At 36.6% G+C, this 26,056-nt stretch carries 23 protein-coding genes; 11 read left to right on the forward strand and 12 right to left on the reverse strand.

The genetic code is table 11. The features are described from left to right. Position 1: 1 nt before the first annotated feature. From IPP64_04365 to IPP64_04375, 3 genes are all read right to left on the reverse strand, one after another. Entirely contained in the window at positions 2-388 is a 387-nt protein-coding gene (locus IPP64_04365) for a nucleoside triphosphate pyrophosphohydrolase family protein (protein MBL0328649.1), read from the reverse strand. Between the two features lie 49 nt (positions 389-437). Continuing rightward, complete coding sequence (locus tag IPP64_04370) at positions 438-1,085, reverse strand: OmpH family outer membrane protein (GenBank protein MBL0328650.1); 648 nt, start codon at positions 1,083-1,085, stop codon at positions 438-440. A gap of 92 nt (positions 1,086-1,177) precedes the next feature. Next, positions 1,178-1,807: a peroxiredoxin gene (locus IPP64_04375; GenBank protein ID MBL0328651.1), complete on the reverse strand. Its 630-nt coding sequence runs from the start codon at positions 1,805-1,807 to the stop codon at positions 1,178-1,180. Positions 1,808-1,932: 125 nt separating this feature from the next. Here IPP64_04375 and IPP64_04380 point away from each other — a divergent pair, with 125 nt between their 5' ends. Then, positions 1,933-2,400, forward strand: coding sequence for a redoxin domain-containing protein (locus tag IPP64_04380; protein MBL0328652.1), 468 nt, complete (start codon positions 1,933-1,935; stop codon positions 2,398-2,400). A gap of 182 nt (positions 2,401-2,582) precedes the next feature. Here IPP64_04380 and IPP64_04385 read toward each other — a convergent pair whose 3' ends face one another. Next, complete coding sequence (locus IPP64_04385) at positions 2,583-3,299, reverse strand: ZIP family metal transporter (GenBank protein ID MBL0328653.1); 717 nt, start codon at positions 3,297-3,299, stop codon at positions 2,583-2,585. 40 nt (positions 3,300-3,339) lie between these two features. Beyond that, positions 3,340-4,083 carry a methyltransferase domain-containing protein gene (locus tag IPP64_04390; GenBank protein MBL0328654.1) on the reverse strand — a complete coding sequence of 248 codons (744 nt, stop codon included), beginning with the start codon at positions 4,081-4,083 and terminating at the stop codon, positions 3,340-3,342. Positions 4,084-4,154: 71 nt separating this feature from the next. Between IPP64_04390 and IPP64_04395 the strand changes: the two genes are divergently transcribed. The 5 genes from IPP64_04395 (at position 4,155) to IPP64_04415 (ending at position 10,992) form a co-directional block, all read left to right on the forward strand. Continuing rightward, complete coding sequence (locus IPP64_04395; GenBank protein ID MBL0328655.1) at positions 4,155-5,555, forward strand: SpoIIE family protein phosphatase; 1,401 nt, start codon at positions 4,155-4,157, stop codon at positions 5,553-5,555. An 89-nt stretch (positions 5,556-5,644) separates the two neighbouring features. Beyond that, entirely contained in the window at positions 5,645-8,947 is a 3,303-nt protein-coding gene (locus IPP64_04400; GenBank protein MBL0328656.1) for a SpoIIE family protein phosphatase, read from the forward strand. 101 nt (positions 8,948-9,048) lie between these two features. Beyond that, positions 9,049-9,879: a hypothetical protein gene (locus tag IPP64_04405; GenBank protein ID MBL0328657.1), complete on the forward strand. Its 831-nt coding sequence runs from the start codon at positions 9,049-9,051 to the stop codon at positions 9,877-9,879. Positions 9,880-10,055: 176 nt separating this feature from the next. After that, on the forward strand, positions 10,056-10,601 hold the full coding sequence (locus IPP64_04410) for a hypothetical protein (GenBank protein ID MBL0328658.1): 546 nt from the start codon (positions 10,056-10,058) through the stop codon (positions 10,599-10,601). A gap of 10 nt (positions 10,602-10,611) precedes the next feature. Next, complete coding sequence (locus tag IPP64_04415; GenBank protein MBL0328659.1) at positions 10,612-10,992, forward strand: DUF1987 domain-containing protein; 381 nt, start codon at positions 10,612-10,614, stop codon at positions 10,990-10,992. A 106-nt stretch (positions 10,993-11,098) separates the two neighbouring features. Here the strand turns inward: IPP64_04415 and IPP64_04420 are convergent, their stop codons facing one another. From IPP64_04420 to IPP64_04445, 6 genes are all read right to left on the reverse strand, one after another. Then, complete coding sequence (locus tag IPP64_04420; GenBank protein MBL0328660.1) at positions 11,099-11,878, reverse strand: anti-sigma factor; 780 nt, start codon at positions 11,876-11,878, stop codon at positions 11,099-11,101. Between the two features lies 1 nt (position 11,879). Then, entirely contained in the window at positions 11,880-12,422 is a 543-nt protein-coding gene (locus IPP64_04425; protein MBL0328661.1) for a sigma-70 family RNA polymerase sigma factor, read from the reverse strand. Between the two features lie 74 nt (positions 12,423-12,496). Beyond that, positions 12,497-15,589: an ATP-binding cassette domain-containing protein gene (locus IPP64_04430; protein ID MBL0328662.1), complete on the reverse strand. Its 3,093-nt coding sequence runs from the start codon at positions 15,587-15,589 to the stop codon at positions 12,497-12,499. Positions 15,590-15,674: 85 nt separating this feature from the next. Next, positions 15,675-16,109: a hypothetical protein gene (locus tag IPP64_04435; protein MBL0328663.1), complete on the reverse strand. Its 435-nt coding sequence runs from the start codon at positions 16,107-16,109 to the stop codon at positions 15,675-15,677. A 51-nt stretch (positions 16,110-16,160) separates the two neighbouring features. Continuing rightward, entirely contained in the window at positions 16,161-17,057 is an 897-nt protein-coding gene (locus tag IPP64_04440; GenBank protein ID MBL0328664.1) for a hypothetical protein, read from the reverse strand. A gap of 301 nt (positions 17,058-17,358) precedes the next feature. Further along, entirely contained in the window at positions 17,359-18,300 is a 942-nt protein-coding gene (locus IPP64_04445; protein ID MBL0328665.1) for a T9SS type A sorting domain-containing protein, read from the reverse strand. 205 nt (positions 18,301-18,505) lie between these two features. On the opposite strand from IPP64_04445, the gene IPP64_04450 reads away from it, so the two are divergent. The 3 genes from IPP64_04450 (at position 18,506) to IPP64_04460 (ending at position 21,585) form a co-directional block, all read left to right on the forward strand. Then, a complete protein-coding gene (locus IPP64_04450) occupies positions 18,506-19,681 on the forward strand; it encodes a class I SAM-dependent RNA methyltransferase (GenBank protein ID MBL0328666.1) in 1,176 nt (391 codons plus the stop codon). Positions 19,682-19,686: 5 nt separating this feature from the next. After that, positions 19,687-20,661: a 6-phosphofructokinase gene (gene pfkA / locus IPP64_04455; GenBank protein MBL0328667.1), complete on the forward strand. Its 975-nt coding sequence runs from the start codon at positions 19,687-19,689 to the stop codon at positions 20,659-20,661. Positions 20,662-20,934: 273 nt separating this feature from the next. Beyond that, positions 20,935-21,585, forward strand: a complete 651-nt coding sequence (locus tag IPP64_04460) for a YdcF family protein (protein ID MBL0328668.1) — start codon at positions 20,935-20,937, stop codon at positions 21,583-21,585. Between the two features lie 185 nt (positions 21,586-21,770). On the opposite strand, the gene IPP64_04465 is transcribed toward IPP64_04460, so the two are convergent. Then, positions 21,771-22,226, reverse strand: coding sequence for a hypothetical protein (locus tag IPP64_04465; protein ID MBL0328669.1), 456 nt, complete (start codon positions 22,224-22,226; stop codon positions 21,771-21,773). Positions 22,227-22,845: 619 nt separating this feature from the next. Between IPP64_04465 and priA the strand changes: the two genes are divergently transcribed. Beyond that, positions 22,846-25,434, forward strand: a complete 2,589-nt coding sequence (gene priA, locus IPP64_04470) for a primosomal protein N' (GenBank protein ID MBL0328670.1) — start codon at positions 22,846-22,848, stop codon at positions 25,432-25,434. Between the two features lie 21 nt (positions 25,435-25,455). Then, positions 25,456-26,040, forward strand: a complete 585-nt coding sequence (locus IPP64_04475; protein ID MBL0328671.1) for a hypothetical protein — start codon at positions 25,456-25,458, stop codon at positions 26,038-26,040. Positions 26,041-26,056: the final 16 nt, after the last annotated feature.

The raw sequence follows: 26,056 nt of genomic DNA on the forward strand, positions 1-26,056 counted from the left end.
ACTACTTCTCTAAAATCGTTTTAATATTCGGTTTAAAATACAAGTTGCTCTTTAATATTTTTCCATCTTCTCTGAAAATCGGTTGTCCGTTTTCATCCAACTTACTCATATTGCTGCGTTGAATTTCATCAAACACTTCTTCGATTTTGTGTTGTAATCCATGACGTAAAATGGTTCCGAATAAAATGTATAACTGATCACCCAATGCATCAGCAATCTCCACCAAATCGCCATTTTTACAAGCTTCCAGGTATTCTTCGTTTTCCTCTTTGATGAGATTGTAACGTAACATGTATTCATTTTCTCCTACTTCAGCAGTAGGTGTATATCTGTTGCCGATTTTAAAAGTATCGTGAAAAATTTCTACGTATTTGATTTTGTGAATCAACGTTCCTGTGCTTTCTGATGTTTCCATTTTCTTAAAATCGATTGTGTTCTTATTTTTTAGCTCCTTTGCTTGCCTTGTATTGTGCATTCAATCCGTCAAGGATTTCTTTGGTAATGTCAAGACTGTCGTTTGCAATTAAAACCGGACTAAGTGGACCAGCGCTGTAAGCCATTACAAAATTGTAGTTGCTGTTTTTGTTGTATTCTTTCAAATATTCTTTGATAGAGATGTTCATTTCTTCCGAACGCTGTTGCATTTCATCCATCATTTGTTGTGATCTCAATTCCAATTGATCCAATTCTTCCTTACGTTTGGTAAGTTCCTGCTCTTTTGCTGCTATTTGATTGTCGGATAATTGTCCGCCTTGCGCTTGCTGTTGAAACAACATATAGTCTTCTTGTAGTTTTTGTCCCTTCTTTTGGTATTGACTTTCTAAAGAGGATAATTCTCTTTTCGCAGCGGCATTCACTTCTTTGATGTAATCGTATTGTTCATTTAATACATCTAAATTCACATATACCATTTTCGATTCCTTAATTTCTTTGGGCGTCAAAACAATTGGTTTTGCAGCAGCTGTGGTGTCGATATGGGTTGCAACATCATCAGAAGCCGGTGACGATGAAAAATGTAAATAATACAGAATAACTACTGCAACGGCTAAAACAACATTTAATACAAGGGAAATATTTTTATTCATAATGGGAGAATTTAAGTATGGAACAAATATAAATTAAAAACGTCCCCCAATTGCAGGAGGACGTTTCCATTCTTATTAAAAAATGTTAACAATTAATTTTTTGCTAAGTAGTTTGCAACACCATCGTGAGTTGCTTTCATAGCGGTATCACCTTTGTGCCAGTTAGCCGGACAAACTTCTCCGTTTTCTTCGTTAAACTGTAATGCGTCTACCATACGGATAGCTTCATCTACGTTGCGTCCTAAAGAAAGGTCGTTAATTAATTGGTGACGAACAATTCCATTTTTGTCAATTAAATACAAACCACGGAATGCAATCATCGGTCCGTTTGCAACCAATGCATTGTTTTCATCAATTTCATATTCTCCAAACAAAACATCAAAATTCATTGAAATTGTTTTTGTTGTATCCGCAACAATTGGATATTTCACACCTTGAATCCCACCTTGTGCTTTTGGAACTTGTAACCATCCCCAATGTGATTGTTCTGTGTCTGTTGAACAAGCAACAACGGCTACGTTGCGTGCTTCAAATTCAGCAATTTTTTCTTGAAATGCATGCAATTCGGTTGGACAAACAAAAGTGAAATCTTTTGGATAGAAAAAGAAAAGTACATGTTTCTTACCAATATATTGTTCTAATGAGAAGTCAGCAACAATCTCTCCTCCGTTTATTACTGCTTGTGCTTTAAATGCTGGGGCTTTTTTTCCTACTAATGCCATATTATTATATTTTTTTAAGGTTTAACAAAATTTTCGGCACAAATTTACGAAAATTGATGCTTCAAATGTGATTTAAACCATAAACAATTTACTATCTTTATTGTTCATCCTTAAAACAATAAATTATGAAAATAGAAGTAGGACAAAAAGCACCCGCATTCACCTTATTGGATAGTGATAAAAATGAGGTTTCGTTAGAGCAATTTAAAGGTAAAAATGTTTTATTATTATTTTTTCCATTTGCTTTTACTGGAACATGTACGGCAGAATTGTGCGCAACACGCGATGATATTGCAAGTTATAACAATACAAATGCGCAGGTGCTTGGCATTTCCATTGATACCCGATTTGTATTAGCGAAATTCAAAGAGGAACAAAAACTAAATTTCCCGTTGTTATCGGATTTTAATAAAGGTGTTTCAACCGCTTATGGTTGTTTGTATGAAACATTTTTAGGAATGAATGGCGTTTCCAAGCGTTCAGCATTTGTAATCGATAAAGACGGAGTTGTTCGCTATACCGAAATTCTTGAAAATGCAGCTGAAATCCCAAACTTCGTGAAGATAAAAGAAGTATTGGCTGGATTGAAATAATACCTCACCCCTCACCCCTCTCCGAAGGAGAGGGGAATGTTATACTATGTAACTGCTAACCCTTACAGCAGTCGTCAAAAGTTGTGAAGCAGATCGTATAAATTTAATTGGAAATTTTATTGCGAAGCAAATCCTTCTCCAGTTGGAGAAGGTGTCACGCTTTTTTGCGGGACGGATGAGGTTTACATTAGCACAATCGCAGTGCCGGCACCCAACAAAATCATTACAAACTTAATCAGGTTGAAGCGATGGTTTTCGCTGGATTCGAATAGAATGGTGGTGGAGATGTGCAAGAAAATACCCACCACTACTGCCATTATTTTATCAAAGTAAATGGATAAATCCAATAGCATATTTTGTCCGATGGCATAGCTGATAAACGTTCCCAGAGGTGTTACCAAGGCAAATATAATCAGCCATAGCACGGCATTTCTTTTACTGATATGGGATGCCAATAACATGGTCATTAATGCAATAGCAATGGGGATGTTGTGCATCACAATTCCGATTAACAACGAATTGTGAGAGTCGGTTCCTGTAGCGGCTAAAGGCATACCTTCCAAAAATGAATGGATGGAAAGACCAATCATCATTGCAAATGGAAATGCATTGTGATGATGATCATGCTTGTGAACATGAATATGCCCATGTTCGATTCCTTCCGAAAAAAACTCAAGCAATATCTGCGCAAAAAAACCAATGAGAATGTAAATTCCAACATTTTCGGTGCCGGATGAATATATTTCAGGAATGAGATGTAAAACGCTGATGGCGAAGAGAAAAGCGCCACTGAATGAAAGCAAGAGTTTTAAATTCTTGCTACTGATGTTGATGAACAGCACACTTATCCCGCTAATGATAACAGATAAAAAAAGAATGATGTACATTAAATAATTCATATGGTTAATCTTTTAATCCTTTGCAATGACGTTCCATTTCTTAATCTTTCTTCGCGACAATAATTAAACGCTCAGAATTGCTTTCATTAAATTCGCTCAGCTCGTAATCGCCCCGCAAATGTACTATTTTAAGTTTATTTGCCTCAAAGTATTTCTCAAAATCGGCCAATGTTAATGCTTTCACACGTTCTTCAAACGAATAATTTTTTCCCTTATCCGAAAATTCAATTTTCTTAATAATAAAATGATTGACGAACGTTTTGCTGATTTTAAAATCAATGCCATCAATTGTTTTGGTTTCACGATCGGATAGATTTTGAATGACTTTTTTTGAATTCATGAAATCCAAAACCACAATCCCGTTTGGCTTCAGTGATTTGTAAACAGCATTTATCGTTGCCAAATCATCCCGCTCTTGCTCAAAGTAACCGAAGCTGGTAAATAAGTTGAGTACCACATCAAAATAGTTGGTACGAAACAGCTTTCGCATATCATGCATGTAGAAATGAAGTGTTTCATTTTCTGCCGTTTTTGCACAGGCAATGCTTTTTTCGGAAAGGTCGATGCCGGTGACATCAAAGCCTTTTTTGTTTAAGTAGATGGAGTGACGACCTTTGCCACAAGCTAAATCTAATACACGGCTTGCCTTGGCTGGTTCAATCAGTTGAATTAGTTTGTCGATAAATAATTCCGCTTCAGAAAAATCCCTGTTTTTATAAAGCACATGGTAATAAGGTGAGTCAAACCAACTTTCAAACCATTCCGTATGTTTATCTTCCGACATCTGATATTATTTCTGCAAAAATAGAAATTATTGATGGCAATTGATTAAATTTGACAAGACTAAAAACTACTATGGCAAAAATCAATCAAATTACTCCCGTTGATTGGCAAACCGAGTTGAAAGCGGCAGCTTTAAAATACCACTTGCTTATTGCTTGGGTTGCTGTTGGTTTAAACCCTATTTGGGCAATTGGTGATTATTTTAATAGTCCGTTTCATTTCATCGATTTTCTTATTTTTCGTTTGGCCGTTTCATTCGTCACACTTGTTGTTGTTCTCTCCAAAAATAAATTGAAGAACCATCCTGAATACGTTGCCTTCATTCCTTTTATTGGTATCTCCATTCAAAATGCATACATGTTCAGTGTCATGAATGTGGATGAATTACAAAAACATACGTTCGCTTACATCGCCTTGTTTATTGGTGCCGGAATGTTTGTGTTGTGGCGACCCATCTATTCAATTATGGTGGTGGTAATTTCACTGGTGGCCAATATCGTTTGCTTTTGGATATTCGGACATTTGGCAATTGGTGATGTATTGATTAATGGTGGGATGCTTACCTTGTCTGTTGCCTTGTTCACTATCTTATTGATAAATGCTCGGACCAACCTGACCAAAAAAGAAATCATCGCCCGTTTGGCATTGGCTGAATCCAATAACCAACTGGAGATTAAGAACGAAATTATTGAGGAGAAAAACAAAGACATTCGGGATAGTATCAATTATGCGCAACGCATTCAGCATGCGATTTTACCGGCTGCTGAAAAAATCAATACCGTTTTAAAAGATTATTTTATTTTGTTTAAGCCTAAAGACATTGTGAGTGGTGATTTTTATTGGCATGCTGCTGTAAAAACCACTCCGAAAAATGGACCGCAGGAAAACATTGTTGTGATGGCAGCTGTTGATTGCACCGGGCATGGTGTGCCTGGCGCATTGATGAGTATTATCGGGAGCACCATTTTGAATCAAACAACTACCGCAGCCGCGGTAAATACCCCTGCTGATGCATTGGGTTTTTTAAATAAGGAAATTACTAAAACGTTGAATTCCATTAAGGATGGAATGGACATGGCCTTGTGTGCGATCAATTTTGAAAAAATGGAATTGCAATATGCCGGAGCAAACAATCCCTTGTACATCGTTCGTCAAAAACAATTTATTGAAGTAAAGCCCGATAAACTCGCGATTGGAGCAGATACAGACGATGCCGAAGTAAAAGTATTTACCAATCACATCATCAAATTGGAAAAAGGCGATTCGGTTTATTTGTTTACAGATGGATATGCCGATCAGTTTGGTGGCCCGAATGGAAAAAAATTCAAGTATAAAAAGTTTCAGGAACTGTTGATTGAGATGCAAGACAATACAATGGAAGAACAAAAACACATTCTCAATTATCATCATGAACTCTGGAAAGGCGATTTGGAACAAGTGGATGACATTCTGGTGATTGGGATACGGATTTGATATTGTGATTAAATCACCTAGTCACTTAGTCATATAGTTACCTAGTCACCTAGTTAAAATTTTATATCTTTACTTTCAAATAAACGGTTTTGAATAAAATCTACTCAAGATATATCCATTTCTTATTCGTTGTAGCACTTTTTTTTGGTGTTATCAATTCTGTCCGTTCTCAAGAATTTAAATTCAGTCATATTACTTCCGAACAAGGTTTATCCATGGGGGTGGTGAATTGTGTATTGCAGGATAGTCGTGGGTTTATGTGGTTTGGTACACAAGACGGATTAAATAAATACGATGGCTACAACATCACCGTTTTTAAGAATAATCAACTCGACTCCAACTCACTTTCTAATAATTTTATCAATGCACTTTATGAAACCAAAAGTGGTGAATTGATTATTGGCACGAATGGCGGTGGTTTTGATTCCTATAATTTAAGTACAGGGAAGTTTACACATCATATCGGTGCGCAAGGCAACAAAAATAGTTTGAGCAATAACAATGTGAAAGCTATTTTGGAAGATAGCGAAGGATTACTTTGGATTGGAACGGATGACGGATTGAATTCGTTCAATCAAAAAACAAGAAAGTTTACCCGTTATCTGAATGACAATAAAAACAGAAACACCATTTCAAACAACAATGCTTGGAGCTTAAAAGAAGGCACTGACGGGAAATTGTGGATAGGAACCTACGGTGGTGGATTAAATTCGTTTGATAAACGTACAGGGAAGTTCGAAAGTTTTAATCAGTTTAATGATCAAGGGAAACTGTTATACGAAAGTATTGCATTGGTGCGTACCATTCATGAAGACAAAGACGGAATGTTTTGGATAGGAACGTTTGGTGAAGGAATCCAGATTTTTGATCCGCAATCCGGCAAGTTCATAAAAAATATTCGCAACAAAGAATCGGACCTCAATTCATTGAGCAACGATCAAATCATGAGCATCAATGAAGATGCAAATGGCATGCTTTGGATTGCCACTTATGGGAATGGAATTAATTTATACAACAAAAAAACTGGTCGATTCAAACGCATTTCTTACGATGAAAAAAATCCTGCCGGCATCACTAGCAATCAAATAAAATGCATTTATCACGATAAGGTTGGATCTGTTTGGATTGGTACCGAAGGTGGTGGTGTTAATGCACATTTTAGAGCATCCAGCAAGTTTAAGTTTTATAAAAAAACGGACGACTCAGAAAATAGTTTAAAGAGCAGTGAAGTGCTTTCTTTGTTAGAAGACAAAGACGGTTTGCTTTGGGTTGGAACGCGCAGAGGTGGACTAACCAGCATTGATCGTGAAACAGAAATCTATACCCATTATTCTGAATTATCAACTGCGTCCAATAATTCCATCTTGTCGTTGTACGAAGATCGTGATGGCATCATTTGGGTGGGAACTTGGGGCGGAGGATTAAATTCATATGATAAAAAAACAAAGAAGGCCACCCATTATGCCGAATTTAAAAATGTAAGTGCAGCAACCATTGTTTCTATTTTTCAAGATGTAGATGGAAATGTATGGGTGGGAACATATGGAGCCGGGGTGTTTGTGTATAATAAAAAAACAAACAAGTTTACCAATTACAACAGCGAAAATGGATTGAGCATTGATAATATATACAATATCTATCAGGACCGTAAAAAAAATATTTGGATTGCGACCGATGGTGGCGGTGTGATTCGCTATAATGCGGAAACAAATGTATTTAGAGTGTTTAGTCGTGATGAAAAAGCAAACAGTATCAGCTCCAATTCGGTGAACTGCTCTTTTGAAGATGCGCAAGGAAACATGTGGTTTGGTACATCCAACGGATTAAACAAACTGAACGGTACCACCGGAAAGTTTGAATCGTTTTTTGAAAAGGATGGATTGCCGAATGATTTTATTTATTGCATCCTTCCGGATGGTAAAGGTAATTTTTGGATGAGCACCAATAAAGGTGTCTCTAAATTTAATCCGTTGACAAAGAATGAAAATGGTGCAGCCTTTCGAAACTACGATGTGAACGATGGTTTACAAGGCTTAGAGTTTAACCAAGGTGCTTACCACCAAAGTAAAAAAGGAGAAATATTTTTAGGAGGAGTAAATGGATTCAATGCATTTTTCCCCGATAAAATTCAGGACAATCCAAATGTTCCACCGGTGCACATTATTTCCTACAAACGTTTTGGTACGGAAGTATTGATGGATACATTGATTTATGATAAACGCTATTTGGAATTAACGTACAAACAAAATTTCTTTTCGTTTGATTTTGTAGCCTTGGATTATCAAATGCCGGGAAAAAATAAATATTCCTATATGTTGGAAGGCGTTGATGAAGATTGGTCGCCACCCAGCACCCAGCGTTATGCAACCTATACCGAGTTGAGTGGAGGTGATTATATCCTAAGAGTGCGCGGAGCAAATAATGATGGGACTTGGAATAACGAAGGACTAACATTGCACATTCGCATCAATCCTCCGTTTTGGAAAACGAAATTGTTTTATGCCTTGTGCATCTTTCTGGTGGTTGGTGGTTTCTGGGGTTTCTTAAAATACCGAACCAGTGCGATTAAGCGGGAGAATAAAATTCTGGAAGAAAAGGTGGAAGAGCGTACACAGGAATTGGCGCAAAAGAACAAGGATATTACCAGCAGTATTCAATATGCGAAACGCATCCAGTTAGCCATTTTGCCTCCGTTGGAGCAAATTTTCAAGCATTTCCCTGAGTCGTTTATTTTGTATAAACCAAAAGACATTGTTAGCGGGGATTTTTATTGGTTTGGTGTGAAGAATGGCAAAACAATTATTGCAGCGGTAGATTGCACGGGTCACGGTGTGCCGGGAGCATTTATGAGTATGATTGGGCATAATTTGTTAAACCAAATCATCAGTGAAAATGGGATTACACAGCCCGATGAAATTTTAAATGCATTGCACAGAGGGGTTCAGGCGGCTTTAAAACAAGGAACGAATGTGGTGGATACGAGTGATGGAATGGATGTGGCGATTTGTTGTATAGATTTAAAAACCAATGAGTTGCAATATGCGGGAGCGTATCGTCCGTTGTTTATTGTGAATGGGGCTAAATTTGAAAAAATTGAGGCCGACAAAAACCCGATTGGCGGATCACAGCTGGATGCAGAGCGCAAATTCACGGCACATACCGTGAAAATCAATAAAGGCGATACGTTTTACATGGCTTCGGACGGGTATGCCGATCAATTTGGTGGGGAAAAGGGTAAGAAATTTATGGTGAAACGATTCAATGAGCTGTTGCTGGCAATGCAGTCGCAAAGCATGGAAGAGCAATGTCAGACATTGGACAAAACCTTTGAGAATTGGAGAGGTAGTTACCAGCAAATTGATGATATTTTGGTGATAGGATTGCGCTTTTAATCGATAAAAGGCATTTTTTTTCGTATTTTTGATAAATTGCGAAATATTCTTATATTTGATGCTAGGATAAAATTGGCATAAACACAATAAAACTATATACTATGAAACGTATACTTTATTCATCACTTTTATTTGTTGCTGCTTCATTGGCATTAACATTTAATTCTTGTAAAAAAGAAGAACAAGATACTGAAACTCAATCAGCAACAGACAATAGCGTTTGTGAAGGTGAATTCACCGGAAGAATGGGGATTATCAATGGGTATGCAATTAAGGAACAGGGTGTAAAATCAGTAATGGTGGCAGGTGAACCTGCTATTATTATTAATCCTACTGATACCTTAGATGGTTTTCCAATTACAATGACTTTGGATTATGGAACGGTTGGATTGGTTGATCCGTTGGATGGTAAAACACGTAAAGGACAAATTCAAGCAACCTACGATCGTTCTTGGGATTCAACAGGATGTAGTGTTGTTGTTAAATTGGTAAATTACTACGTAAAAGCGTCAGGTGCGGCAAATTTTGTACAATATGCCTGCGATAGTATCATGATTAAACGTAACTCTTTGGCTTCGTTTACAAATAAAATTATTGGCGGGAAGTGCATCGCACCAAGCTGGAACCTAGAGTGGTCTTGCAACAGAACATTAACGCAAACAGCCGGAGTAGGTGATACCATCTTAACGAATGATGTATTCCAATTCACCGGAAATGCTGTAGGAAAAACACGTGAAGGTAAAAGCTACACTGTGAATGTGATCTCACCGGTGGTGAAGAGCATGTCTTGTACATGGATTCAATCCGGGAAAATTGAGTTAACTCCGGAAGGAAAAGCCACACGTACTGTAGATTATGGCGCAGCGGGTGTTTGTGATGATCAGGCAACACTTACAATCAACGGAAATACGTTTGCTTTTACGTTGAATTGATGAACAATGTGTAAGTCTTGCTTGTTGAGGCTTTAGAATCTTGTACTCGGGTTAAATTAATAAGGAGTAAAAAAATAGTATTTACTGTTTGATTAATTAAACTTATTTATATATTTGCTTAATTAACTAAACAAATCAGAATTTATATCAGCTTTATCGATTTAACTTAGCGTTTTATGATGTTAGATATTTACGATTTTTATGATAAAATGGAGCGTAACAATATTATGCTCTCTTTTAAAGGTGATATCACTTCTGAATTACTGACCTCCATTTTGCAAATTATGGAATCCAAATTGGATAATTTGCAAGAAGAACCAAAGATTAAAAAGAAAGTTTACAATGTATTAGTTGAGTGTTTGCAAAATTTATATCATCACATGGATGAAGTAGCTCCGGAACAAAATGATGTGATCCGTTCTGCTATTTTTATGATTGGTAAAATTGATAACCAATACAACATTGTTACAGGAAATTATATTAAAAAAGAAAATGTTGAAGGGTTGAAAAAACGTTTGGAAGACATTAACTTATTATCAAAAGAAGAATTAAAAGAATACTATAAATCCGTTTTAAATAATGGTGAAATGTCCTTAAAAGGCGGAGGTGGATTAGGAATGATTGACATCGCCCGTAAAACAGGAGAGAAATTAAATTTCAACTTTTCACCGGTAGATGATAAATTCTCATTTTTCAGTTTAAATATTAAAATATCACAATAAAAATAAGATTATGGAAACAATTTCAATTGAAGGAACACCAAAAACGCCAACCATCACTTTTGATACAGGAAAAGGCTTTTTAGAAATTAAAGGTCGCTCTATCCCTGAAAACTCTATTGAGTTTTACAAGCCATTAGTGGACTGGTTAGAAAAATATGCAAGCAAGCCTCAAAGTGCTACCAATGTAAATATTCAATTAGAGTATTTCAATACAAGTTCATCTAAATGTATTTTAGATGTATTCAAAAAATTGGAAGCAATCAACAAAGGTGGAAGTTCTGTGGTAATCAATTGGTATTACGAAGAAGATGATGAGGATATGTTGGAAGCTGGTGAAGATTACCAAGCAATTATCAACGTTCCATTCAAAATGGTTCAGGTAGCTGAATAATATTCTTTAAAGTATATTTAAGCGAGACATGATGCGGTTTGCATTTTGTCTCGCTTTTTTTTGTGCTTCTACAAAGTCTGAGGATTAGATAGAGTTTACCAACGGGTTATACATTCCCCATTAAATACATCGCGGTCATGGTTGGCGTTGGGTTGCCGCCTTTTTTCTCAAGCGTAACCGCAAACGCTTGTGCTCCCGAAATGGATTTCATCTTTTGAATCGATGCTGAATCACTCGTCATTGTAAACACGCCCGCATCTACCGGCTTCCCATCAACAATCGCCCACAACTGATATTGTTTGTCTGCACTCGGTACCGGCAACGAATTTACATTGATGTAAACGTCATTCGTGTTTTGGTTCCAATAGATGGCTGCCATTGAACTTGGTGAAATCTCCATCCCTTTCAACATAATCTTTTTATTCTCAGGATGCATCAATACGGCCATTTCTTGCGCCATTTCACCATACGACTTCGACTGAGCTTCGAAATCCACTGCGAATTTTTCGTTCTCCGTTTTTACAACAGCCAATTGCTCTTTGGTATCGTTCAGCTGATTCATTAAAATAATATTGTATGCTGAACTGCCAATCAATAATGCAAAACAAGCCGCTACCAGCCAGGTAGGAAATTTGTTTTTCTTTTGTTCCAATGGAATCACAGTTGTTTCTGAAAAGGTGAGCTGTGCTGCAATCTTTTGTTTTAAGCCAGCAGGAGGTGTTTTAGCAGCAAAATTCATCATGGTGGCTTCCACCAATTCAATTTCCGCTTTTACTTCCGGGTGCTTCTTTGCCATCGCTTCCAACTCGACTCTTTCCTGTTCGGAAAGTTCGCCCAAAAGGTAGCGTTCAATAATGCCGGATGCTATGTAATCCTGTGTATTCAATTTAGTTAATCGTTTTTCTTAATTCAATAATGGCTGCTCGTACGCGTGTTTTTATGGTTCCTAACGGAATATTTAATGCCTTGGATGTTTCTTCTTGTGTATACCCTTTAAAATAAATCATGTCAATTAATACACGATAATCCTCTTTTAATTTAATTACTTCCTCTTTTACGCCTATAAAATCGGGATTAAAGGAAGCCGACTTCTGCTGGTTTACTTCATAAACGGAATTATCGATGTCTTGGTTTTTGTTTTCCAGCTTGAATTGCTTGGACCGTGCATAATCAATTGCCGAATTGCGCGCAATGTTCAACATCCAAGTATACAAACGGCCTTTCGATTTATCATAATGGTCGATGGATTTCCAGATTTTTACAAATACTTCCTGTAATAAGTCTTGTGCGATCTCTTCCGCAGGAATAATTCTCGAAACTATTCCATACAATGCAGCCGAATAGTTCTCATACAGCACATTAAATGCGGCTGCATCCTTATTTTTCAATAAGGAAACAAGTTCTTCTTCTGTATAGCTTACTTTTTTCAAGAATAAAAGGATGTGTTGCAAATATAAAAAGCTTCCCTCTTTCGAAAGAAGCTTTTTGTAAAAACGTTTTGATCTTATCGTGCTTTTTTACGACTTAGTTTACTGAAAACGATCTCCAAGCCGTTGATGAGTTTTTTCAACAAATCAAAGTAAAGTGTAATCGCTAAAATAAGTGACATTCCCCAAATCACACAAATGTTCACTGTATAGGTATCGTAATACTTTCCGAAGAATTTTTTACGAGGAGCAAAGAAATGTGCTCTTCCCATATCTGAATCCACAGGATCTAAATAAATAGGGTCAATCTTTTGAACGTATGCACCATCCAAATCCAAAATACGATAAGGTGTATTTCTGTTGGTTACCAAATCCTGCAAACTTTCATTTTCATAATCGTTTTTGTCTTTGATGTATTGTGCACGAGCAATGGTGTCTTTGGTCATTGCATTTACTTCTTTCTCTCTCAAAGATGTTGCACGCTTGAAGTTATTCAAATACACAGTGCGTAACGTATTATTTGTGAAGTTACGAATCTGGTTGGCAACAGTCGGACTAAACGCAGCCATGGTCAGGTTTTCTAAACCACCGCAGATGAGTTTTTCGTTACCCGGTACTTTCAACTCTTTTCTGATTTCATTCAGAATCATTTTTAAAGCCGCTTCTACTTCCGCTTTGCTTTGTGGCTTTTTGAAATTCGACTCACAGAAATCGATTTTCTTTGCCATCTCGGTCAACCAATAATCTTTTTTATACGTAGCAATATGAATCGCTTTGTCGTATTTGTAGGTCTTTTTAGTAAACTTATTGTCTTTGAATTGCTTCACCGCCAAGGCCTCGAAAGCCCATCTGGAAGCCATCATGTCGCCCACCAATGGAACAACACTCTGTGACGTGATGATCGGATTTAACTTGTCAAATTTCACCATTACACCACTAAACAATAATTGTGGGATAATTAAAATGGGAATTAAGATGTAAATCGTTACAGCTGAATTGAAACTTGCTGAAATATTTAATCCCAACATGTTTGCAAAACAGAAAGTCGTGAATAATAAAATCCAATATTCAAAGGTCATCCCTTGAATTTCCAAGACATAATTTCCTACCAATACAAATAGGATAGCTTGTAAGGAGGATAAGGTAAACATGATGATGATTTTTGACCATAAGTAGCTTCCCTTACTTAAGTTCAAGAACGATTCACGCTTTTGAATTTTTCTGTCGCGGATAATCTCTTCCGCACTCACCGTTAATCCGATAAACAAGGCAACTACTACCGCCATAAACATGTAGATGATGATGTTTTCGTTTTCACGGAAGGTATATCCTACTTTGTTGGATAAATCCAAATTCACAAATTTGATAAAGTAAGCAAGGATAAAAGCGAGTAGAGGTGCTTCTAAAAAGTTAATCGAAATGTATTGCGTGTTTGTTAATTTAGATAAAATATCACGCGTGATGAATACTTTAAATTGTTTGAATTTGTTTGGAATCTTAAAAGTACTCTCTGGGATTTCGGTAATGTTTTCTACCTCTTCAATCGATTTCTCGATTTTTTCTCTGTAGTGTACATTCCATTCCGAAGGAGAAACTTTTCTATTGCGGGTAATGTTACCGTACTCATCCAATACCTTCGATTCGATGATGTTGAATACTTGTTCTGGATTTACGTTACCACATTCAATACATTCACTTTCGTTACTGTTGACGTGATTCACAACGGTTTTGAAATAGATAACCGAGTCAACCGGATTTCCATAATAAATCGGGTAACCGCCCACATCGAGAATCATCAACTTGTCGAACATTTTGAAAATGTCGGACGATGGCTGATGGATGACCACAAACACCAACTTGCCTTTTAATGCAAGTTCTTTGAGTAAGTCCATGATGTTTTCCGAATCGCGGGAAGATAAACCGGAAGTTGGTTCATCCACAAACAATACAGACGGTTCACGAATTAACTCCAGGGCAATGTTCAAACGTTTACGTTGTCCACCGGAAATTGTTTTTTCTAACGGGCTACCAACTTTTAAGTCGCGGGTTTCAATTAAACCAATGCTTGTTAAAACATCGGTTACCATTTGTGTGATTACCGCATCTGTTTTATTGCCAAAGCAAAGTTTAGCGTTGTAAAATAAGTTTTGGAAAACGGTTAATTCCTCAATCAACAAATCATCTTGGGAAACGTGACCGATTACCCCTTCAATTTTTGCTTTTTCGGAGTGGATATTGATTCCATTAATTTTAACAGAACCGCCACTTGGAATTTCCATTCCATTTAAAACGTTGAGTAATGTGGATTTACCGGCACCGGAGCCTCCCATGATTCCGATTAATTTTCCGGAATCTTCACTGAAGTTGATATCGCGTAAACCAAGTTTGCCACCTTTGAATTTGTACTCTAAGTTTTTTACAACGAATGATACTTTCGCTTTTGAGGTATCACTCATGAAACAACTTAAAATATCACTGTAATAAACCGGTTTTACTTTTGAGCTTCGTAATGATGATCCCGGTGTAAGGATAAATACTTTTCCTTGCGTTAATAACTGTCCGTTTAATAAAATGTCGCTCTTACCATAATAAAGTAAAGCATACATGTTCACACTCTGAATCCAAAGCACACGCGCTTGTCCGGTTACCCCTTCCGCATAAATGTGTTTTGTTTCTTTTAAGTTGTGAGTTGTTTTGTTGTCGATAATTAAAATTTGTGGTGATTCCGGGATGTTATCAGCACCGGCTCTCACAAATTGCATACAACGCTTGAACTCTTCATCATCAATGTTAAAGGTTTCCGCCACGGTAGTAACGAATTCCAATTCTTGTTCAGCGATTTCTGTATTTGAATTGATAAACTCAATCAAACGGATAAGCACAACCACTTTTTGAACTTGAGTAAGCTCGCCATTGATTTGCGTACAGATTTTTAAAACTTTAACAGAGTTGAGGGAAGTACGTTTTGCAGTACCATCTTTCTTTTTGGTAACTTGATGATGCGCTTCTAAAAATTCATCAAAGATGGCAAGATATTGATCTACCAATTCCTGATTCAATTGTTGCTTTAAGAAAGATTGCACGATTAAACGGCCGTTGTCGTTGATGCCGTCCACCCTTGCAATAATTGCAAACATTTGCATCAGGGCTTTTAATATTCGTTCACTCATAGTTCAGTATATAAGTAGTTTTAGAAAAAAAAGGCATTAATACCGCAGTAATTAATGCCTTTTGAATAAGGTTTTTAAAAGGATATTATTTTTGTTGTTTAAAGCCGATCAATAAAACTGCTCTGCCTGATCCTTGTGCACTTCCGCTTAATTTCGCTTCAATTACACAATCCAACGTGTTTGTAATTTTAAAATCCCAGAAAGGAGCATTTTTAAATTCACTGTTGGTAAACAACAAGTTTCTTTCAGAATCGTATACCGAGAAAATTAAGTTTCCGTCAGCCAATCCGCTGCAAGCAGCAATACGGTATAACGTTCCACCATATAAAGTCGTGTGAAATTCAGCCGTTTCGTCTGTATTCATTAATAACGCACGGTATTGTTGTCCGTCAGAAATAAATTGATTTTCTAAGTGTTTTGCACATTGAGTAGCAACTGTATCTGCAATTTGAGCCGATGCACTGTTTAATGTAATAAATCCACCAACAACTAAAGCTAATTTTAAAATTCCTTTTTTCATTTCTGTTATATATTTTTATTTGACGATTGAGTTTGGTTAACTAAACCGAAATTATCCTACAATTTGACTTCTGATTGATTTTACTTTTTGAGTGATTGATTCAATTTGCTCAGGAGTAATGTTCACTTCTGATTTGCTGGTAATGGTTGTCAATTTCTTTTCAGCGTCAGTTGTTGGTTTTTCGTAAGTGTATTTAAACTCTACACCATCAAAAACTGTTGAAAGGTCGTTTAAGTTGTCAATGAATTCAGTGTATTCAGGTTGACTGTAAAATTGAGTTAACAATTTGATTAAACTTTGTAAAGATGTTTTTTGTTCCGCAATTCTGCGTTTTACATCTTCGTTTGGTTTTGTTTTGTAAACGTTTGTAGCAAAGTATAAGCTTTCTAACCATCCACCTGCAAGTACTAAACCACTTACATCACTACGGTCGTTGTTTTTTAAGTAAGCATCACTTGAACGGTAAGCAACACCAACCAATACCAACATTGAATCTTTGTTACCTAAGTTTTTTGCAAAACGCTCAATGGTGTTTGCATCAAAAGCACCGGAAACACCTAACTCATCAGCCAATTTTTTTGCTGAGTTCAAATATCCAATTGCATCTTGGTTTTGATCATAAATAGTTACATATCCTAAATCAGCACCATAAATTCCTAAGTTCAACGCTTTCGAAAAGTTCGTTGAATAGTCGGATGCTTTGTTTGAAGGATTTAAAATCTCTTTGCTATAAGCAGCTCCACTTCCTTTGATAAGGAAAGCTGTCTGGATAGGAGAAGGAATACTGAAAATCTCACCATTCACGTTTAAAATGGTTGTTTGTGTACTGTCAACTGGAGGCAATGCATCCGGATCTTTTGTGTCATCGCCACCACAGCCTGCTGTAAATAATGCCGAAACCGATAATAATAAAAAGGCTCCTCTAAATGTGATAAATTTCAATCTCATTTCAATTATGGGTTTTATTGAGTATTTTATTGAGTATTTCTAAATTAATGCTCAAAAATAATACTTTATCTAATAAATCAAACAATTCATCAGTATATTTTTATTATTTCATATTTCCCTGAAATTGGCGCGTTTCCTTAAAAGCCCATGCCTGTTGAGGTTTAGGTTAGCGTGTTTATTTGAGTTTCTGAAACTTATTGATTATGAGGGTGTTTGTGGAATGGCCTAAATTCCTTTGAACACCAAAAACGCCCCCAAATTTCAATGGAAGGCGTTTTTTATGACCGATTTAGTAATCGAATTATTGGATGCTTAACTTCCCTTTTGTCAAGACTTGATTTTCACCATAAACTCGATAAATATAGTTGCCTTTTGAGAGCTGACCTTGCTCAATGGTAATTACATTATCCGTGATGTTTTCTAAACGCATCACTTCCCTGCCGGTCATATCCACAATCATCAGCTGAGCCGATTGCAGTTGTTCGTTTGTGGCATCAATCCTTAGTGTTGTTGAGCCCGAGAACGGGTTTGGAAAAACGAGAGATTGGAAAATCGTGGTTCCTATTTCCGAAATTCCGTTTGGTGCTTCGGGCATGTTGATGCGATCAATGTAAAGTATTGGTAATTCCCATGTTGAATCGTTCCAGCTGTTGTATTTACTGGAGTTAAACATGATCACAATTGAATCAGGTGTTACACCCGGCATTAAATCAATAATGTTTACTGTAAACATGGTATAACTTGAGCTCGCTGGTAATGCTTTTGTGGAATACGCAATCGTGTCGCGCTGCTGGGTGATTGCATTGTAACGCTTTAAAATAACGGTTACTTCTGCCGAATCGCCTGTTCCTTGATCGTTGTATTTGTAATAACCTGAAAACGTTGCAGGCTTAGTATTAAAAGGTGTCCCTGATTCCATCAGATTCCCATAACTCAAAGGTGCTTGTCCGTTTACCATTATTCCCGGAGCAATTCCACAGGCAAAAAAGCCCTGAATTTTTGTAGCAAATGCACCTTGATAGGCATCGGTAGTTTGTTTTACCGTATTACAATAAAACGGCCACCAGTTGGTTGGAACTGTATCGGGAGCATATCCCGAACTTGTTGTCCAGTTCTCAAATCCCGGGTTTGTTAATGTTTGTCCGTTCATACTCCAGCCTGCTAAGAGTAAGAATGCGATGAATACTGTTTTACTCATTTTTTTTATGTTTTTTAAGGTATTCGTGAATACTTCGTATTTCATAATTTCTAGTTTTAGAATGATTATGCTACAAATGTAGATTCATCCTGTTGTATAGCGTTTGGACAAAAAAAGGGATGCTGGTACTTTTCAAGGACGTGGATTGTTTTTTGTCTTAATCCACTCCCTCTCCTTGCCCAAGGAGAGGGCTGGGGTGAGGTTTTTTATTCCTATCTTTGCACAAATGAAGGACGAAAACGACATCAAGATGATTGCCAAAACCAATTTTGGTTTGGAAGAATTATTAGCTCAGGAATTGCAACGCTTAGGCGCAAAAAATGTAGAAATCCACAATCGTGCAGTAAGCTTTGCTGGCGATAAAGGTTTTATGTATAAAGCCAATTTATGCTGTCGCGTGGCATTGCGAATTTTAGTGCCGTTTAAAACCTTTAAAGTAACCGATGAAAAATCGTTGTATGCCGGAATACAATCCATCAACTGGGAAAACTACATGGATGTGACCGATACAATTGCCATTGATACAGTGTTGAGTTCTGAATTATTTACCCACTCGCAATACATTTCGCAAAAAACCAAGGATGCGATTGTGGATCAGTTCAGAGCAAAACACAACGAACGACCTTCTGTAGATTTGGATAGACCTACTTTGAGAATTAATCTTCACATTGTTGGCGACACGGTTACCGTTGCCTTAGATAGTTCCGGTGAATCATTGCATAAACGTGGATATAGAGATAAAACAAATTTAGCACCTATTAATGAAGTACTCGCTGCCGGATTGGTATTGCTAACCGGTTGGGATAAACGCACCAATTTTATTGATCCGATGTGTGGCTCCGGAACCATTTTGATTGAAGCAGCTTTGATTGCAAATAATATTCCTGCCGGATACTTCCGTGAAGAATTTGGATTTCAACGTTGGAATAAATTTTTACCCTACGATGAAGAATTGTGGAATACCATTTTTGATTCTGCCGTAAATAAAATCACTAACCACGAACAGAAAATTTTAGGTGGAGAACTTTCTCCAAACGTTGCAAAAAAAGCAAAAGAAAATATCAAGTTTGCAAAAGTAGATGATATTGTTTCCATCAAAAATGTAGACATGAAAGATTTTGAAGTTCCTGCCGGAAGAGGCGTGGTGGTTGTAAATCCGCCTTACGGTGAACGGATGGATAAAGACAATATTGACGAGCTGTATAAAATGATGGGCGATACGTTTAAGAAAAATTTTGCGGGATACGACTGTTGGATTTTGAGTTCAAATATTGAAGCATTCAAACATGTTGGTTTGCGTCCATCTCGAAAAATTCAATTGTATAACGGACCATTGGAATGCCGTTTCATGAAATTTGAAATGTATCAAGGGACGAAAAAGATTCATAAGTTGGAAGGTAGAGAGCAGAAGAAAAATGTTGAATAAATAAAATGTCAATGAAAAAAATTGCTGTCTTTACATCAGGAGGTGATTCACCGGGAATGAATGCTTGTTTAAGAGCAGTGGTTCGTACCGCTGTTTATCATAACATGCAAGTGGTTGGAATTATGCATGGGTATGATGGAATGATCAACGATGAATTTATTGAAATGGATTCCAAATCGGTTGCTAACATTATTCACCGTGGTGGTACTATTTTAAAAACAGCACGAAGCAAAGAGTTTCTGACAATTGAAGGACAACAAAAAGCATTTTCGAATTTAAAGAAACATGGAATAGAAGGGGTCGTTGTAATTGGTGGAGATGGATCATTCAAAGGTGCATTGGAATTTAGTAAGCTGTGCAACATTCCTTTTGTTGGTTGCCTGGGTACTATTGATAACGATTTAGTTGGTACAGATTTCACAATTGGTTACGATACCGCCATCAACACGGTTGTGGATGCAGTAGATAAAATCAGAGATACAGCAGAAAGTCATGATCGTTTATTTTTTGTGGAGGTGATGGGACGAGATGCCGGATTGATTGCTTTGCGTGCAGGAATTGGAGTGGGAGCAGAAAGTATTTTGATGCCGGAAACAAAAACGGACATAGAAGATTTAATCAAACGATTAGAAAACGGAAGAAAAAATAAATCTTCAAAAATAATTATTGTTGCTGAAGGTGATGAAGCCGGAGGCGCATTTGCGATTGCTGAAAAAGTGAAAAAACGTTTACCCGAATACGATACACGTGTAACAATTCTCGGACATATTCAGCGTGGAGGAAACCCTTCAGCGATGGATCGCGTAAACAGCAGTAGAATGGGTTTTGCTGCCGTGGAAGCATTGATGAAAGGTGAGAAGAATATCATGATTGGAATTGTAGATAAAAACATTCAATACACACCTTTTGAAAATGCAGTAAAACACATCCAGGAATTAAATCCCGATTTAATGCGAATGGTGGGGATATTGTCTCTGTAATCGTATGTCACTTCGAGTGATTCTTCGACAAAGGAGAAGAATTGTATCGAGAAGTATCGGAACATAATAAAATGGCTCTTTTAACCCCGTTCTCGATACATTTATTTTCTCTTTCGCGAAAATAAATACTCGAACTGACCATTGAATTTTAAATATATATGAATGCTCTTTGGTTATATTGCGTTATCCGTTCTGTTGGAAGTGGAGGGAAAGTGACGAATACTAAATCTTACTTCCACTAAACAAATTCATTTGCTCTTTGTTATACAAATCATGATCAAGTCAAAATACATCTTATTGTTAATCGCAACGTTGTTTTTAAGTAGCTGCGTTTTCTTTCGTCCTTCCCCGAAAAAACTCTATAAACGTGCATTAAAGAGTGAGCCGTATGATGTGATTATTGTTCCGGGTTGTCCGTATGATGGTAACGACTGGACAACAGCTATGAAAGGACGCGTGATTTGGGCCAACCATTTGATTGAAAAAGGGATTGCCAAGAATGTGATTTTTTCCGGTGGCGCTATCTACACACCTTACGTAGAGGCAAAAGTGATGGCAATGTATGCGGAGGCTTTGGGGATTCCTAAAGAAAAAATTATTATTGAAGACAAAGCCGAGCACAGTACCGAGAATATTTATTATTCCTATCACCTTGCAAAAAAGATGGGATTTACAAAAATTGCTGTTGCATCCGATCCTTTTCAATCCAACTTATTGATGCGTTTTTCCCGTACTCGTTTTAAGTTGCCCATTGCACATATTCCTTTTGTGATCGATACCCTGGCAAAAATTGATGATGTGCATCCTAAGATTGATGCCACTCCTTGTAAAGTCGAAAATTTTAAATCGATTACAGAAACCCAAACCAAACGTCATAGACGAAGAGGAACGATGGGGAAGAATATTCAGTTTGAGAAGGAGTAATGCGTTAAGAAAAAGTCCTGTGGACTTTTATAGCATACTGCCAGCCTGCAGGGTAGTCTTTTATTTTGAAACTACATTACCTCCCTTTTGCTATACAATTTCTAATAATTAACTACCTTCGGTGTACCTGGACACTATATCGTAGGTATTTAATTCATAGGTTTTGGATTAAAAGATAATTTCATTTAGTACTGATATTTATAGAACTTACCTAATCTACTTCTGCGATATTGCCTTATTCCATACCAAAGTAGAAAAGAAAATAATACAATATCAATTATTATGGAATTCAGAATCAGGCAAATGCAGATTAATATAATACTTGTAAGGATATTCATCCATAACTTTATTTTAACACCAAAATTGAGTTCTTTTTGATAAATAACTCCAATAGGGTTTATGTACTCTGAAAATAAAAATAGACTATCTGTTTTTGCGGTTGCAAATAAATGCCTATTGGTTTTTAAAAAATTAAAATAGTTAAATAATTTTTGTGCTACAAGTTCTTGGTGCTGAACATGTAATTTGTCAAAATAATTTAAGAAGTTGCCAATTGATCTAAGATGAAGCCAACTTATTGTTTGATTATCAAATCTATTATACACTTCTCGGTATATTTCTTCTAAATCTTGTTTGTTCATTATATAACATTTTTAGGTATATCACATAACGATAATCTTTTATGTAATCGGAATTGATTATTAGATGTAAAATTATGTTTGATAATACAGATAAAAAGATAAAATAAAATTAGACACCAATATAATAACAAAACAAAATATTGCCCAGCTACCAATTTTATCTTTTTGTTTTGGTAGCTTGTCAAATTCCCTTACAAATTTTTTCCATTTATTTTGATACTGAAAGATAAAATAATTAGAAATACTAATAATGACGATTGAGACTAACAATAAATTACCCTCTCCTAATTGCGATTGGGGATTAAAAAAAAATTTGTAGTAATTTATTAATGACGAAAATACAAAAAGTATTAAGATATCAATAGTAAGACCTGCCTTCCAATCGCTAAGCCACCTGGAAGGAGCCGCCTCAGAAAATTTATACAACTTGTAAAATAAATAATAATAGGCTTTTTTCATATCTAGTGTGCGCAATGGGGTTTGAACACTTATTCAAATTCTTCTCCTTTTACTCCTAGGGTTCTTCTGAAACCACCCCTTCGTTAAACCCAAGTATGCTAATCTAATACTTTTTTTGCTCAATTACCAGAATTATTCCCTCCCATAAAATATACTTTGTATGTATATTTGTTCAATGAGTCGCACCACCTATTTTGTTGATGTTATTTTACCGCTTTCGGTTCCCAATTTGTACACCTATCGTGTGCCGTTTGAATGGAACGAATCGATTGCTATTGGTAAACGCGTGGTGGTGCAATTTGGAAAAGGGAAACTCTATTCCGCCCTTATTCGAAGAATTCATGAAACTCCACCCAAACAATACGCTGCAAAATACATTGATTCTATTTTAGACGATACACCCATTGTTAACCAAAAACAATTTGAATTGTGGGAATGGATGAGCAGTTATTATATGTGCAACATCGGTGATGTGATGATTGCGGCTTTGCCTGGTGGACTACGTTTGTCGAGTGAAACGAAAATTCTATTGCACCAGAATTATAAAGAACAACTTTCCTCCATCGAACTCAGTGATAAAGAATTCTTAATTGTGGATGCCTTGGAAATCCGACAAGTATTATCACTGACGGATGTTTCAGAAATTATTGAACAAAAAATTGTTTATCCGATAATCAAATCGCTCATCGAAAAAGGTGTTGTATTGATTCAGGAAGAACTCAAAGAAAAATTCAAAGCGAAGATTGAAAGCTTTGTTCGTTTTACCGAATATGCTGATCAAGAAGAAAATTTAAAAGCAGTTTTTGAAGCCTTGGAACGTAAGGCTCCAAAACAATTGGATGTAGTGATGGCCTATATTACGCTTTCTAAGCGTTATTCAACCGAAAAAGTAGAGGTTCGTAAGTCGGAGATTGCAAAGATGGTGGAAGGGGCGGATGCGGCTTTGAAGTCGTTGGAGAAAAAAAATGTGTTTGAAATTTATGAGCGGGAAGTAGGTCGCTTATCAAGTTTTGAGAATGAAAACAAGATTTCAAATCTGAATGAAGAACAACAAAACGTGTTGGATTCAATCAATGCTCAGTTTTTCGGCCAACAAAAAAATAATGGCAAAAATGAAAAGCCGGTAAGCAAGGATTCCTCCCTCTCCTTTGGAGAGGGCCGGGGTGAGGTCGATGTTGTTTTACTACACGGAGTTACTTCTTCCGGAAAAACCGAAATTTATGTAAAGCTCATTGAAAAAACCATTGCAGAAGGTAAACAGGTTTTGTATTTGTTGCCGGAAATTGCCTTGACCACACAAATCATTAATCGCTTAAGAAAATATTTTGGTGAAGCTGTAGGTGTTTACCACAGTAAATTCAATGAAAACGAAAGGGTAGAGATTTGGAATGGCGTTTTAAATCGTTCCAACAACCAACAACCAACAACTAACTACCAATTAGTTATCGGAGCACGCTCTGCATTGTTCTTGCCTTTCAGTAACTTAGGACTCGTAATCGTTGACGAAGAACACGATACATCTTTTAAGCAATACGATCCTTCTCCACGTTACAATGCGCGCGATGCGGCTATTTACCTGGCGCATTTACACAAAGCAAAAACATTGTTGGGTTCTGCTACTCCCAGCTTGGAAAGTTATTTCAATGCGCAAGAAGGAAAATTTGGTTTTGCTGAAATGACCAAACGTTTTGGGGGCATTCAGATGCCTGAAATTTTAATTGCCGATGTAAAAGAGGCGATGCGAAAAAAAATGATGAAGTCGCATTTTTCTCCCTTGCTTTTAGATACGATTACGTTGGCATTGGATAAAAAAGAACAAATTATTTTATTTCAGAATAGAAGAGGGTTTGCACCTCAGTTGGAATGTAATATGTGTGCCTGGGTGCCACAATGTACCAATTGTGATGTGAGTTTAACCTATCACAAGGTGAGCAATCAATTGCGTTGCCATTATTGCGGTTATTCGATAAAACCACCCACCAAATGTGCTGCTTGTGGAGATACCGATTTAAAGATGAAAGGTTTTGGTACTGAAAAAATAGAGGAGGAGTTGTCCATCTTTTATCCAAAAGCCAGAATTGCACGGATGGATTTGGATACTACACGAAGTAAATTTGCGCACCAGCATATCATACAGGATTTTGAAGAAGGGAACATTGATATTTTGGTGGGGACACAAATGGTGACCAAAGGATTGGATTTTGATAATGTGAGTATGGTTGGGATATTGAATGCAGACAGCATGTTGAACTTTCCAGATTTCAGGTCGTTTGAGCGGAGTTATCAATTGATGGCGCAAGTGTCGGGGAGAGCAGGAAGGAAAAATAAACGAGGGAAAGTAATTATACAAACTCAAAATCCGGATCACAGTATTATTCAGGAAGTGATTGCAAACGATTATTTGTCGATGTACACCAATCAACTTTTGGATCGGAAGAACTTCAATTATCCTCCGTATTATCGATTGATTGAAATTACCTTGATTCATAAAGATGTGGATATGGTAAATGCTTCGTCAAAGTATTTTGCAGATGCGTTAAAAAAACATTTTGCCAAAAGGGTTTTAGGTCCTGAGTTTCCATTGGTTTCGCGTGTTCGGAATCAGTACCGAAAAAATGTATTGCTAAAAATTGAGCGCGATGCTTCGGTTGCACAGGTAAAGAAAATTGTAAGTGAATTGTTAGTAAAGTTCAAAACGAATGCCGATTATAAATCTGTGCGGGTGAATATTGATGTGGACCCAATGTAGAAAAAACTAATATATAAGATAATGAAACAACCGTTTATTTATTTTTTAGGAATACTAATCTTTGTCTCTTCATGTGGCTCTGAAAAAGCAGTAGAAAAAGTAAGTGTAGATACTGTTGCTACAGTTATTGAAAATCCTACAGCAAAATATAATAAATCAATAGAAGGATTATCTATATACAAAAATAGTGAGATGGTGGAGTATTGTCTGTTACTTCCATTAGAGGAATATGTTGAGAATACTGTGGACGAGGAAAAAGCGCAACATTCTTTTGTACACAAAATAAAGAAAAACAATGAAATAAATGTTAAAGGATTGTTGCGTGCAAATACACAGATATCAATCGAGGATTATTACAAAAGTACATATGAAGATGCAGAGTTAGAAGGGAGAATTATTCAAAAAAAGGAGTTACTTAAAAATAAGAATTGTTTTTATTCGAAAGGCTATTGGAATAATTCAATTAATGAACTTCGCTATATTGAGATTTGTTGGCTAAGAGATGAAGAAGTAATCACTTACTATTCCGCTTTTGATATTCAAGATACGACAATCTGGAATAACAGGTTGGATGCTATTCTTATTGTTGGTTCTGGTTGTCAATAACGAAGCCCCGAATAAA

Source organism: Bacteroidota bacterium (genome assembly GCA_016722565.1).
Taxonomy (GTDB): domain Bacteria; phylum Bacteroidota; class Bacteroidia; order 2-12-FULL-35-15; family 2-12-FULL-35-15; genus 2-12-FULL-35-15.

What these genes read in the sequence shown, in the direction of transcription:
- IPP64_04370 (MBL0328650.1), bottom strand. Translation starts at nt 1,085, where the DNA reads ATGAATAAAAATATTTCCCTTGTATTAAATGTTGTTTTAGCCGTTGCA.
- IPP64_04375 (MBL0328651.1), bottom strand. Translation starts at nt 1,807, where the DNA reads ATGGCATTAGTAGGAAAAAAAGCCCCAGCATTTAAAGCACAAGCAGTA.
- IPP64_04380 (MBL0328652.1), top strand. Translation starts at nt 1,933, where the DNA reads ATGAAAATAGAAGTAGGACAAAAAGCACCCGCATTCACCTTATTGGAT.
- IPP64_04385 (MBL0328653.1), bottom strand. Translation starts at nt 3,299, where the DNA reads ATGAATTATTTAATGTACATCATTCTTTTTTTATCTGTTATCATTAGC.
- IPP64_04390 (MBL0328654.1), bottom strand. Translation starts at nt 4,083, where the DNA reads ATGTCGGAAGATAAACATACGGAATGGTTTGAAAGTTGGTTTGACTCA.
- IPP64_04395 (MBL0328655.1), top strand. Translation starts at nt 4,155, where the DNA reads ATGGCAAAAATCAATCAAATTACTCCCGTTGATTGGCAAACCGAGTTG.
- IPP64_04405 (MBL0328657.1), top strand. Translation starts at nt 9,049, where the DNA reads ATGAAACGTATACTTTATTCATCACTTTTATTTGTTGCTGCTTCATTG.
- IPP64_04410 (MBL0328658.1), top strand. Translation starts at nt 10,056, where the DNA reads ATGATGTTAGATATTTACGATTTTTATGATAAAATGGAGCGTAACAAT.
- IPP64_04415 (MBL0328659.1), top strand. Translation starts at nt 10,612, where the DNA reads ATGGAAACAATTTCAATTGAAGGAACACCAAAAACGCCAACCATCACT.
- IPP64_04430 (MBL0328662.1), bottom strand. Translation starts at nt 15,589, where the DNA reads ATGAGTGAACGAATATTAAAAGCCCTGATGCAAATGTTTGCAATTATT.
- IPP64_04435 (MBL0328663.1), bottom strand. Translation starts at nt 16,109, where the DNA reads ATGAAAAAAGGAATTTTAAAATTAGCTTTAGTTGTTGGTGGATTTATT.
- IPP64_04440 (MBL0328664.1), bottom strand. Translation starts at nt 17,057, where the DNA reads ATGAGATTGAAATTTATCACATTTAGAGGAGCCTTTTTATTATTATCG.
- IPP64_04445 (MBL0328665.1), bottom strand. Translation starts at nt 18,300, where the DNA reads ATGAAATACGAAGTATTCACGAATACCTTAAAAAACATAAAAAAAATG.
- IPP64_04450 (MBL0328666.1), top strand. Translation starts at nt 18,506, where the DNA reads ATGATTGCCAAAACCAATTTTGGTTTGGAAGAATTATTAGCTCAGGAA.
- pfkA (MBL0328667.1), top strand. Translation starts at nt 19,687, where the DNA reads ATGTCAATGAAAAAAATTGCTGTCTTTACATCAGGAGGTGATTCACCG.
- IPP64_04460 (MBL0328668.1), top strand. Translation starts at nt 20,935, where the DNA reads ATGATCAAGTCAAAATACATCTTATTGTTAATCGCAACGTTGTTTTTA.
- IPP64_04465 (MBL0328669.1), bottom strand. Translation starts at nt 22,226, where the DNA reads ATGAACAAACAAGATTTAGAAGAAATATACCGAGAAGTGTATAATAGA.
- priA (MBL0328670.1), top strand. Translation starts at nt 22,846, where the DNA reads ATGTATATTTGTTCAATGAGTCGCACCACCTATTTTGTTGATGTTATT.
- IPP64_04475 (MBL0328671.1), top strand. Translation starts at nt 25,456, where the DNA reads ATGAAACAACCGTTTATTTATTTTTTAGGAATACTAATCTTTGTCTCT.